General features: G+C 57.2%; 9 protein-coding genes and 4 tRNA genes. 5 read left to right on the top strand and 8 right to left on the bottom strand.

Annotated elements, in window-relative coordinates; genetic code table 11:
* Window positions 1-4,308, top strand: a 4,308-nt coding sequence (locus IB250_RS13580; protein WP_192344440.1) for a beta strand repeat-containing protein, incomplete at its 5' end; no start/stop codon positions are given.
* 83 nt (window positions 4,309-4,391) lie between these two features.
* Here the strand turns inward: IB250_RS13580 and IB250_RS13575 are convergent.
* Window positions 4,392-4,468, bottom strand: a tRNA-Arg gene (locus IB250_RS13575).
* 292 nt (window positions 4,469-4,760) lie between these two features.
* Here IB250_RS13575 and IB250_RS13570 point away from each other — a divergent pair.
* Window positions 4,761-4,994 carry a hypothetical protein gene (locus IB250_RS13570; RefSeq protein WP_192344439.1) on the top strand — a complete coding sequence of 78 codons (234 nt, stop codon included), beginning with the start codon at window positions 4,761-4,763 and terminating at the stop codon, window positions 4,992-4,994.
* A gap of 23 nt (window positions 4,995-5,017) precedes the next feature.
* Window positions 5,018-5,197 carry a PA3371 family protein gene (locus IB250_RS13565; protein WP_192344438.1) on the top strand — a complete coding sequence of 60 codons (180 nt, stop codon included), beginning with the start codon at window positions 5,018-5,020 and terminating at the stop codon, window positions 5,195-5,197.
* Here IB250_RS13565 and phnN read toward each other — a convergent pair.
* Window positions 5,172-5,744: a phosphonate metabolism protein/1,5-bisphosphokinase (PRPP-forming) PhnN gene (gene phnN / locus IB250_RS13560; protein ID WP_192344451.1), complete on the bottom strand. Its 573-nt coding sequence runs from the start codon at window positions 5,742-5,744 to the stop codon at window positions 5,172-5,174. The two genes, IB250_RS13565 and phnN, sit on opposite strands and share 26 nt — an antisense overlap.
* Window positions 5,745-6,130: 386 nt before the next feature.
* On the opposite strand from phnN, the gene IB250_RS13555 reads away from it, so the two are divergent.
* Window positions 6,131-6,457 carry an Arc family DNA-binding protein gene (locus tag IB250_RS13555; protein ID WP_003178899.1) on the top strand — a complete coding sequence of 109 codons (327 nt, stop codon included), beginning with the start codon at window positions 6,131-6,133 and terminating at the stop codon, window positions 6,455-6,457.
* A 103-nt stretch (window positions 6,458-6,560) separates the two neighbouring features.
* Here the strand turns inward: IB250_RS13555 and mgtE are convergent, their stop codons facing one another.
* Window positions 6,561-8,003 (bottom strand): magnesium transporter, encoded by a 1,443-nt coding sequence (gene mgtE / locus IB250_RS13550; RefSeq protein WP_192344437.1) that lies wholly within the window; start codon window positions 8,001-8,003, stop codon window positions 6,561-6,563.
* A 321-nt stretch (window positions 8,004-8,324) separates the two neighbouring features.
* Between mgtE and IB250_RS13545 the strand changes: the two genes are divergently transcribed.
* Window positions 8,325-8,840 carry a cell envelope protein SmpA gene (locus tag IB250_RS13545; protein WP_192344436.1) on the top strand — a complete coding sequence of 172 codons (516 nt, stop codon included), beginning with the start codon at window positions 8,325-8,327 and terminating at the stop codon, window positions 8,838-8,840.
* A 19-nt stretch (window positions 8,841-8,859) separates the two neighbouring features.
* On the opposite strand, the gene IB250_RS13540 is transcribed toward IB250_RS13545, so the two are convergent.
* From IB250_RS13540 to IB250_RS13520, 5 genes are all read right to left on the bottom strand, one after another.
* Window positions 8,860-8,936 (bottom strand) — tRNA-Arg (locus IB250_RS13540).
* Between the two features lie 71 nt (window positions 8,937-9,007).
* Window positions 9,008-9,084: transfer RNA gene (locus IB250_RS13535), tRNA-Arg, on the bottom strand.
* A gap of 107 nt (window positions 9,085-9,191) precedes the next feature.
* A tRNA-Ser gene (locus IB250_RS13530) sits at window positions 9,192-9,282 on the bottom strand.
* 62 nt (window positions 9,283-9,344) lie between these two features.
* On the bottom strand, window positions 9,345-9,533 hold the full coding sequence (gene csrA / locus IB250_RS13525; RefSeq protein ID WP_002554426.1) for a carbon storage regulator CsrA: 189 nt from the start codon (window positions 9,531-9,533) through the stop codon (window positions 9,345-9,347).
* Window positions 9,534-9,719: 186 nt separating this feature from the next.
* A complete protein-coding gene (locus tag IB250_RS13520) occupies window positions 9,720-10,961 on the bottom strand; it encodes an aspartate kinase (protein WP_038979429.1) in 1,242 nt (413 codons plus the stop codon).
* Window positions 10,962-10,991 lie beyond the last annotated feature (30 nt).

Below are 10,991 nucleotides of genomic sequence, written 5' to 3'. Positions count from 1 at the left end.
GACGCCGCGGTGTTGTCCGCCGACATCGCCAACCTCACCGAGACCAATGCCTCACTGACCACCAACGGCACCCTGACCATCAGCGATGTCGACAGCGCCGCAACCTTCGTCGCCCAACCCAACACCGCCGGCAGTTACGGCCAATTCTCCATCGGCACCAATGGTGCCTGGAGCTATGTCGCCAATAGCGCCCACAACGAGTTCGTCGCCGGCACCACCTACACCGACACTTTCTCAGTGAGCAGTGCCGATGGCACCCTCACTTCGGTCACCGTGCATATCCTCGGCACCAACGATGCCGCCGTGTTGTCCGCCGACATCGCTAACCTCACCGAGACCAATGCCCCACTGACCACCAACGGCACCCTGACCATCAGCGACATCGACAGCGCCGCAACCTTCGTCGCCCAACCCAACACCGCCGGCAGTTACGGCCAATTCTCCATCGGCACCAATGGTGCCTGGAGCTATGTCGCCAATTCCGCCCACAACGAGTTCGTCGCCGGCACCACCTACACCGACACCTTCGTCGTGAGCAGTGCCGATGGCACCCTCACTTCGGTCACAGTCCACATCACCGGCAGTAACGACGCCGCCGTGTTGTCCTCGGCCAACATCGTGCTGACCGAAACCAATGCCCCACTCACCACCGGCGGCAGTCTCACCGTTAGCGACATCGACAGCCCGGAAACCTTCCAGGCCCAATCCGGTACCGCCGGCGCCAACGGAACCTTCGCCATCGATGCCGCGGGTAACTGGAGCTATACCGCCAACTCGGCCTTCGACGCACTCAATGTCGGCGACAACCTGAACGACAGCTTCACGGTACTCAGTGCCGACGGCACCGCGACCTCGGTGACCGTCACCATCAAAGGCAGTAACGACGCCGCAGTGCTGTCCTCAGCCAGCGTCACGCTGACCGAAACCAATGCCCCACTCACCACCGGCGGCAGTCTCACCGTTAGCGACATCGACAGCCCGGAAACCTTCCAGGCCCAATCCGGTACCGCCGGCGCCAACGGAACCTTCGCCATCGATGCCGCGGGTAACTGGAGCTATACCGCCAACTCGGCCTTCGACGCACTCAATGTCGGCGACAGCCTGACCGACACCTTCACGGTACTTAGCGCCGACGGCACCGCGACTGCGGTGACGGTGACCATTAACGGCAGCAACGACTCGCCAACAATCACCTCCAACGGCGGTGGTACGACGGCTTCGGTCAGCGTGGTGGAGAACAGCACGGCAGTTACAACGGTGGTAGCAACCGACGTTGATCTTCCGGCACAAACCCTGAGCTACAGCATCGTCGGCGGAACGGATGCCGCGAAGTTCTCGATCGTTTCAGGCACAGGCGCGCTGAGCTTTGTCTCTGCGCCCAACTTTGAAGCGCCGGCTGACTCGGGAACCAACAACGTCTATGACGTTATTGTTCGGGCGTCGGACGGCACGCTGTTTGACGACCAGGCGATCTCGGTGACCGTGACGGGCGTCAACGACAACAGCCCGGTGATCACCTCCAACGGTGGTGGTGCGACGGCTTCGGTCAATGTGGCGGAGAACAGCACGGTGGTCACGACGGTGGCAGCGATCGACGCTGATCTGCCGGCGCAAACCCTGAGCTACAGCATCGTCGGCGGAGCGGATGCCGCGAAGTTCTCGATCGTTTCAGGCACCGGCGCGCTGAGCTTTGTTTCTGCACCCAACTTTGAAGCGCCGACTGACTCGGGAATCAACAACGTCTATGACGTGATTGTTCGGGCGTCGGACGGCACGCTGTTTGACGACCAGGCGATCGCGGTGACCGTGACGGGAGTCAACGATAACTCCCCGGTGATCACCTCCAACGGTGGTGGTGCGACGGCTTCGGTCAATGTGGCGGAGAACACCACGGCGGTCACGACAGTAACGGCGACCGATGCTGATCTTCCGGCGCAAACCCTGAGCTACTCGATCCTGAATACGGCCGGGACGGACTTCAGCAAGTTCTCGATCAGTTCAAGCGGGGTGCTGACGTTCAATTCGGCGCCGGATTACGAGAATGCCCAGGATGTCGGTGGTGCTGACGGTGACAATGCCTATGTTGTGGACGTTCTGGTGGCCGACGGCAATGGCGGAACCGACACGCAGACAATTACGGTAAACGTGCAGAACGTAGTTGAGACTCCAGTTGATACCGTGGCGCCGACGGTGACTTCCATAACCGCGGCCCCAGTGTTAGGGAACACCGGTAGCGGCACAATAACCATCACATTCAGTGAAGCTGTGATTAATTTCGATATCAATGATGTCAGTGTCACGGCAGGCCGTGGAACCCTCAGCAACTTCTCCGGTAGTGGCAATACTTATACAGTGGACTTCACAAGATTCAGCAGCAATGGCAATGGATCTGTAAAAGCCAGCGTTGCAAACACCTACACGGACTTGGCTGGTAATACGGGCGTTGCGTACAGCACTAGTGCAAACCTCCCGGCAGGTGTGGCAGGCGAACCCATCAATCTAGCCCTCAACATTCCGTTGGCCGAAATTAACGGCCCGATAATGGTGACGATCAGCGGTGTTCCCTCGGGATGGATATTCAATGCAGGAACCGACAACCGCGACGGCACCTGGACCGTGCAGACCAGCGATCCCGGCTCACTGACCGTGACAACCCCGGCCGACTTCGCCGGTGCGCTGGTGCTTGATGTCAACATGACCTGGACCAATACCGATGGCAGCATTAGCAACGCCTTCATCTCCGACAACGTCGAAGCCTACGCCCCCGGCTCACCGATCTTCGCCCTGTCAGCGGACGACAACCTCACCGGCTCCAGCGGCGCCGACCTGTTCGTCTTCGCCCAGCCGATCGGCAACAATGTCATCCACAGCTTCGATGCGGCGGCGGACAAAATCGACTTGATCGGCTTCCCGGGCATCAACAGCTTTGCTGACTTGAGCATCACTAACGACGCCAACGGCAATGCGCTGGTCAGCATCGGATCCGGCCAGTCGGTCACCCTGAAAGGTGTCGATGCGGCGGACGTGAGCGAAGCGAACTTCCAGTTCGATGTGGATCCGGTCATGACCAATACCGGTACCCTCACCATTGCCGACGGCGCGATCATGCCGTTCGGTGGCAGCATTCATAACAGCGGCACCATCGAACTCGGCTCCACAGGCAGCGAGACCAATCTTGAGATTCTGTTCCGCGGTGCAACCTTGACCGGTGGCGGCCAGGTACTGTTATCCGACAGCGCGCAGAACGTGATTTTCGGTGGCAGCGCCGACACTGTCCTGACCAACGTCGACAACCGCATTTCCGGTGCAGGCCAGTTGGGCGCCGGGCAGTTGGTGCTGGTCAATGCGGGGTTGATCCTGGCCAGCGGGCTGAACAGCCTGGTGCTCGACACCGGCACCCACACCATCACCAACAGCGGCGTGCTGGAGTCCACGGGTGAAGGCGGCATGACGGTGGCCAGTGCGGTCGAAAACTCCGGTCACTTATGGGCCAACGGTGGCGACATGCGCCTGCTGGCCGACGTGATGGGCAACGGCAGCGCCACCATCGACGGCGACGCGACCCTGACCTTTTCCGGCGCAGCACACGGGTCCGTCGCCTTCCACGGCGAAGGCGCGGGCACACTGGTAATCGCACAGGCCGAAGCGGCAGGTTCCTTGGTCGGCATCCTCGGTCTGGAAAGCGATGACATGCTGACCTTCGGCGATCTCGCCTTCGGCGCCAACACCCAGCTCAGCTACAGCGTCAACGCCTCTGGCAGCGGCGGCCTGCTGACGGTGGACGACGGCATGCACCGGGCCGAGGTGAACCTGCTAGGGCACTACACAGTGGAGGACTTCCAGGTCACCGACGGTGAGGCCGGTACCCAAGTCAGTTACAACGGAGCATCCAGTGGCACACTCGTGGGCAGCATGGCGGCAGACGTACTCAGTGGCGGCGACGGCAACGACATCCTGGCGGGTCGTGGTGGGGAGGACACGCTCAGCGGTGGCGCGGGAGCCGATATGTTCGCCTATCTCAACGCGGCGGAAGGCGGGGACACCATCCTCGACTACAACTTCGCCGAAGGCGACGCACTCGACCTCTCTGCACTGCTCAGCGCCAACTTCGTTAGCGGTATCAGCCAGGCGTCCGACTTCGTCCAACTGACGCAATCAGGCAGCGACATCACCGTGAAGGTGGATGCCGACGGTGCAGCCAATGGTACGAACTTCGCCGATGTGGCGGTTCTTGCCAACACTGGCACGAGTGGTACCGATCTGGTGCGCACCTGGTTTGGGGAGGCTGACCATACGCTGACGGCTTGATGTTGGGCTGGAGTTGAATCCATCGCTGCAGACAGCCACAAAAAAGCCCCACCAGATCACTCTGCGTGGGGCTTTCAAATATATGGTGTCCCAGGGCAGGTTCGAACTGCCAACCTTCCCCTTAGGAGGGGGATGCTCTATCCAATTGAGCTACTGAGACACAAGTCGCCCGCAAAGGAATGCGCAGCGATGGACGGCGTGCATGTTAACGGGCAGGCCCGCTTTTGTCATGTCGTCCGTAGGGCTTTTTAAGTGTAGGCAGACGCCTCACGAGAGCGTGGCTTTGTTTACCGTGCAATTTGCATCACCGCAAAATGCCATCATTGCAAAATGCAATACAGACCCTTTGCAAAAATATCTTAATTCATTGTTTTTAAAGGATTTAATAGTCGTTAAACTTTTGGCATGCGGGCTGCTTCGACTGTTTTCAACAAACACAGGAGATCAGCCCCATGAACAGCGCGCTTTTAATCGCGAACGCGGTCGCTTTGGCGGTTCTGTTGGGTTTTCATTTCTTCCCTGAAAACGACGCTACGACAATTGCTCAACGCATACCTCATTACCTACAGCTGCAAAAAACGCCTCAATTGGCAGTCACGAACGATCAACGCAGTGTTGTCGGCCAAGAGGTGAGCCAAGAGACTATTCAGTTGCGCACACAGTCTTTCGAACGCTTGGTATTTTGAAATCCCCCCATCAGGAGCACAGCATGTCCAAATCAGCCGCAGGATTTTTCGTCCTCGCCTTACTGAGTGGCATCCTTCATTTGTCATTGGTCGAGGACACGGTCGTTACCCTGCCCCTGATTGCTTGCGCCGTGTTCGGTGCACTGTTTGTGCTGGCGTTGATCGCCGGGCGCAAGATCAAGTTCGATCCGGTTTTGCGCTGAGGTTCAGCAGCTCCAGAAGATTGGCGACAGTTACAGTAAGGTCGCCGGAGTTATCGAGTCGACAGATCTGCATACCATCGATTGACTCATCAGCCGTAAACAGCGCATTACGGCGCAGTCTTGCTTCAATTTCTGCCGGGCTCTCACGCCCCCGCCGTAAAAGGCGCTCGCGCAGGGCTTCATCCTTGACCGTCAATAGCACCGGCAATAGCGTGGGATAGCGCTGTTGCGCTTCTGCCAGGTGCCCGCGCGAACCGTTGATCAACACATCGCGACCGTCCGCGAGCCATTGGTCTACGCGCACAGGAATACCGTAATTGAGCCCATTGGCCTGCCACGACAGCGCAAAATCCCCTTCGGCCCTGCGTTGTTCGAACTCTTCGCGGGACACCTCGATGGCGTCTTCACCCAACGATTCCGCCGAGCGTGTGATAACGCGACGCACGACTTCACAATTGCGTGCGCGCAGCGGCTCGCGAGCAGCTTCGATAAGGCTGTCCTTGCCGGATCCCGAAGGCCCCATTAAATAAATTAGCCTGCCACCCATCCTGAAATCATCCCGCGCCATACGCCCAGACTAGTAAATCGGCCATTTGCCACTATCCTGTATAAGGTAAGGAACAAGGATCGAATCCGCATAGCATGCACCTTCAGGCGTCTTCGGGCATCACCTGTCGGGCAAGAGGACGCGGTCAGTCATTCGGACTCATGGATTATTTTCAAACCAGTCCGCATTTCTGGTAATAGGTGCTGGCATTAAGCCTTTACCCAGATCAATATTTGTCACAGAATTGACGCCAATGATCTGGCTAATTTGAGGCATGATGCGCGCCTCTATCAATTCAGGTTGAACATTTGGCCGGAGTGCTTGTCCTATCTGACATCCTGCGGCCTATCCCGAGAACCGCTCCCCTGAACTAACCGGTTAAATATATGCGCCCATTGAAACAGGCAATTTATTCCAGCCGTACGGCTGACAAGTTCGTCGTACGTCTGCCAGACGGAATGCGTGAACGCATTGCCGAGGTGGCTCGCAATCATCATCGCAGCATGAACTCCGAAATCATCGCGCGCCTTGAGCAAAGCCTTATTCAGGAAGGCGCGTTGGGTGAAGAGTTGAGCATGCGCCTGGACAGCCCCGAACTGTCTTTGCATGAACGCGAACTGCTGCAGCGCTTCCGCCAGCTCTCCCACCGCCAGCAAAACGCTCTGGTTTCGCTGATCGCCCATGACGCCGAAATGGCCGCAGACGCTTCCTGATTCATCCCGAAAGCTCAAGCCAGCGTAATTGCTGGCTTTTTTTTTTGCCTGAAATTTGGCTAAAAAAAACCCGCCGATTGGCGGGCTCTTTTAAAACAGGACATCAAAGCAGGAAAATCGTCGCCAGCCCGAGGAAGATGAAAAAGCCGCCACTGTCAGTCATGGCCGTGATCATCACACTGGCACCCATTGCCGGGTCGCGCCCAAGCCGCGCCAGGGTCATCGGAATCAAAACCCCCATCAACGCCGCAAGCAGCAAATTAAGCGTCATGGCGGCGGTCATCACCACGCCCAGGGACCAACTGCCATAAAGCAAATAGGCCACCACACCAATCACGCCGCCCCAGACCAGACCATTGATCAGGCCAACCGCCAACTCCTTGCGCATCAGCCGCGACGTATTGCCGGTACTGACCTGGTCCAGCGCCATGGCCCGAACGATCATGGTGATTGTCTGGTTACCCGAGTTGCCACCGATACCGGCAACGATCGGCATCAATGCCGCGAGTGCTACCAGTTTCTCGATGGATCCTTCGAACAGGCCGATCACCCGCGATGCAATGAACGCGGTGATCAGGTTTATCGCCAGCCAGGCCCAACGGTTGCGCAGGGACTTCCAGACTGATGCGAAAATATCTTCTTCTTCACGCAGACCCGCCATGTTGAGAACTTCGTTTTCGCTCTCTTCACGAATCAGGTCGACCATTTCATCGATGGTCAGACGACCGATCAGCTTGCCGTTCTTGTCGACTACCGGCGCCGAGATCAAGTCGTAACGCTCGAACGCCTGAGCGGCCTCGTAAGCGTCTTCATCCGGATGAAAACTCACCGGGTCGCTGGCCATGACTTCCGACACCTGCTTTTCCGGGTCGTTGACCAGCAGACGCTTGATCGGCAACACACCCTTGAGCACGCCGTCGTAATCGACCACGAACAGTTTGTCGGTGTGGCTTGGCAGTTCTTTGAGACGACGCAGGTAACGCAAAACCACTTCGAGACTGACATCCTCACGGATAGTCACCATCTCGAAGTCCATCAGCGCACCGACCTGCTCCTCGTCATAGGACAACGCGGAGCGGACGCGCTCACGCTGTTGATTATCGAGGGTTTCCATCAGCTCGTGGACGACATCTCGCGGCAGCTCGGAGGCCAGGTCAGCGAGTTCGTCGGCATCCATGTCCTTGGCCGCCGCCAGGAGCTCGTGATCGTCCATGTCGGCGATCAGGGTTTCACGAACCGAATCGGATACTTCGAGCAGAATGTCGCCGTCGCGATCAGCCTTGACCAATTGCCAGACCGTCAGGCGATCGTCCAGCGGCAAGGCTTCGAGGATGTAGGCAACGTCGGCGGAGTGCAGATCATCGAGCTTGCGCTGCAACTCGACGAGGTTTTGCCGGTGAACCAGGTTCTCGACCCGGTCGTGATGCGGACCTTCCTGGCGATGAGTCAGGTCTTCGACCACTCGCTGGCGCTGCAGCAGCTCAACGACTTGAGCGAGGCGGTCCTGCAAGCTTTCCTGCGTTTTCTTTACTTCAACTTCAGACATAGGCGAACTCCACTCCCAGCAGCGGGGCACGCCGGAAGGATCAATCAGTCAATTCATGATTGTAAAAACGGGGTAACGAGTAACTACTGGGTAAGTCCATGGAGGTATTCCACAAGCCCCGGCGGGGCTGACGGGCGCAATGATAACACCGCCTGACGGTTTTAAACGTTAAAAAATCGCGGCTGAAACAAGTGCTTGCGAGATAAACCTGAGCGCCATCCTGATCCATGAAACTGCGACGACTCATCCTGAAAAGAAAACACACCGCCACCTGAAAATGTAATGACTACCCTTGATGAAGACCGTCATGGAGGACGTCGAATGCCATCGATTGCTCATTATTTGCTTGCCGCCCTGCTCTGCCTGCCGCCCCAGGTGCTCGCCACGACCGTTCACCGGTGCGAAGCCGCCAATGGGCACATCACCTTCACAACCTTGAGCTGTACGGCAGGAGAAAGCCTCTCAGCACACGACGTACGCACGTTCCTGCCAGGCAGCGTGACGCCCCTGATGCCTGAGGCCGAGTCTCGCGAAATATCAGGTACGAAATTGCAAAGGAGAGAGCCTACGGTCGCTGGTCAATCCGAAGGCAGATGTGGAGATCTGCTCAGCGCGAAGGAACGCCGCATAGCGATCATCAATCAGCGGGTCGTTGCCGGCATGAGCCAGCAGGACGTCGAAAGTGCGCTCGGCAAACCCGACAAAATCACCACCCGCAATTCAGCCATAAGCTATCGCTACGACAACAAGCGAGGGCGCAGTGCTCATGTCGAGTTCGACGAGAAAGGTTGTACTAAAGGAAAAGCCAAATCGCAGACGGCAAAAAGCCCGCGTTAAACGCGGGCTTTTTGGTGTTTGGTGCACTCGACAGGATTCGAACCTGTGACCGCTCGGTTCGTAGCCGAGTACTCTATCCAGCTGAGCTACGAGTGCATTTGTGTTTTTATACCAGATCACAACTGGTTGAAGCCAAGTTATTCACATTACTGCAAACAACTCTTAAATGGTGCACTCGACAGGATTCGAACCTGTGACCGCTCGGTTCGTAGCCGAGTACTCTATCCAGCTGAGCTACGAGTGCATTTGTTGCCGCGCATTATAGGCCGTTAAATCTTTTTGTAAAGCACTTTTTCTAGTAATTTCAACAACTTACCGAAGAAGCCAGATTACAACGTACTACGCAAATAATGGCGGAGAACGGGGGATTCGAACCCCCGACACCCTTTTGAGGTGTACTCCCTTAGCAGGGGAGCGCCTTCGGCCACTCGGCCAGCTCTCCGCAACACGGGGCGTATCTTAACCAACCTTTTCCCCGTTTGCAAACATAAAAAACGATAAAAATTAATGGCTTGGTTCTTCGTCCTTCTCTTTCTTTATACGCAGGTAAATTTCTTCACGGTGCACAGCAACCTCTTTCGGGGCATTCACACCGATACGCACTTGATTTCCTTTTACGCCGAGCACGGTCACAGTGATTTCGCCATCACCAATAATCAGGCTTTCTGCGCACCGACGAGTCAGAATCAGCATACCTTTCTCCTCACGCATTTCATTTCAGGGACAACAGTCTGCAAAAAAAAGGCATTCGACCTACAACCAGAACGATCGCAGCCCTACATGCCTGAGTATTGACTAGCGCGAGCAAAAGAACAGTTTTGGTACGCGCCATTCAAAAAAACGAAGGGCGCGGTCAGACCGCGCCCTTGGGGGAACGTATTACTCGCCCTGTCGGGCTGGCGCATCCAGTTCGAAAGCCGTGTGCAGAGCGCGCACAGCCAGCTCCAGGTACTTCTCTTCGATCACCACGGACACCTTGATTTCCGAGGTCGAGATCATCTGGATGTTGATGCTCTCTTTCGCCAGGGATTCGAACATACGGCTGGCCACACCTGCGTGGGAGCGCATGCCGACGCCGACGATCGAGACCTTGGCGATCTTGGTGTCGCCAATGACTTCACGGGCACCGATCTCGCGAGCAGTGTTTTCCAGCACGGTTTGCGCCGCCTGGAAGTCATTGCGGTGCACGGTGAAGGTGAAGTCGGTGGTGTTATCGTGCGCAACGTTCTGCACGATCATGTCGACTTCGATGTTCGCGGCACTGATCGGGCCGAGAATCTTGAACGCCACGCCCGGGGTGTCTGGCACGCCACGGATGGTCAGCTTGGCTTCATCGCGGTTGAAAGCGATGCCGGAAATGATCGGCTGTTCCATGGTTTCCTCTTCATCAATAGTAATGAGGGTGCCCGGACCCTCCTTGAAGCTGTGCAGTACGCGCAGCGGAACGTTGTACTTGCCGGCGAATTCCACCGCACGGATCTGCAACACCTTGGAACCGAGGCTGGCCATTTCCAGCATCTCTTCAAAGGTGATCTTGTCCAGGCGCTGAGCCACGGACACCACACGCGGATCGGTGGTGTAGACGCCGTCGACGTCGGTGTAGATCTGGCATTCGTCAGCCTTCAGGGCTGCCGCCAGCGCCACGCCGGTGGTGTCGGAACCGCCACGACCGAGGGTGGTGATATTGCCGTGCTCGTCGACGCCCTGGAAACCAGCGACAACCACCACACGACCGGCCTTCAGGTCACCGCGAATCTTCTGGTCATCAATCTGCAAGATACGCGCTTTATTGTGCGCGCTATCCGTCAGAATCCGCACCTGATTGCCGGTGTACGACACCGCTGGCACGCCACGCTTGATCAGCGCCATGGCCAACAGTGCAATCGTCACCTGCTCACCGGTGGATACGATCACATCCAGCTCACGAGGAACCGGCTGGCCGTCGCCACTGATTTGCTTGGCCAGATCGATCAGACGGTTGGTCTCGCCGCTCATTGCAGACAGCACAACCACCAGGTCATCGCCCGCCTCGCGGAATTTCTTAACCTTGTCGGCGACCTGCTCGATTCTCTCGACAGTGCCGACTGAGGTGCCTCCAAATTTCTGTACGATCAAAGCCATTTCAAAGCCGCCTCTGCCCATGAAGGGCGC

The organism is Pseudomonas sp. PDM09 (assembly GCF_014852305.1).
Lineage (GTDB): Bacteria > Pseudomonadota > Gammaproteobacteria > Pseudomonadales > Pseudomonadaceae > Aquipseudomonas.
This window is presented reverse-complemented; position numbering and strand designations above follow the sequence as displayed.

Bases quoted from the DNA above. Each gene is read 5' to 3' on its own strand.
- IB250_RS13570 (WP_192344439.1), top strand. From the start codon at position 4,761: ATGAACAGCGCGCTTTTAATCGCGAACGCGGTCGCTTTGGCGGTTCTG.
- IB250_RS13565 (WP_192344438.1), top strand. From the start codon at position 5,018: ATGTCCAAATCAGCCGCAGGATTTTTCGTCCTCGCCTTACTGAGTGGC.
- phnN (WP_192344451.1), bottom strand. From the start codon at position 5,744: ATGGGTGGCAGGCTAATTTATTTAATGGGGCCTTCGGGATCCGGCAAG.
- IB250_RS13555 (WP_003178899.1), top strand. From the start codon at position 6,131: ATGCGCCCATTGAAACAGGCAATTTATTCCAGCCGTACGGCTGACAAG.
- mgtE (WP_192344437.1), bottom strand. From the start codon at position 8,003: ATGTCTGAAGTTGAAGTAAAGAAAACGCAGGAAAGCTTGCAGGACCGC.
- IB250_RS13545 (WP_192344436.1), top strand. From the start codon at position 8,325: ATGCCATCGATTGCTCATTATTTGCTTGCCGCCCTGCTCTGCCTGCCG.
- csrA (WP_002554426.1), bottom strand. From the start codon at position 9,533: ATGCTGATTCTGACTCGTCGGTGCGCAGAAAGCCTGATTATTGGTGAT.
- IB250_RS13520 (WP_038979429.1), bottom strand. From the start codon at position 10,961: ATGGCTTTGATCGTACAGAAATTTGGAGGCACCTCAGTCGGCACTGTC.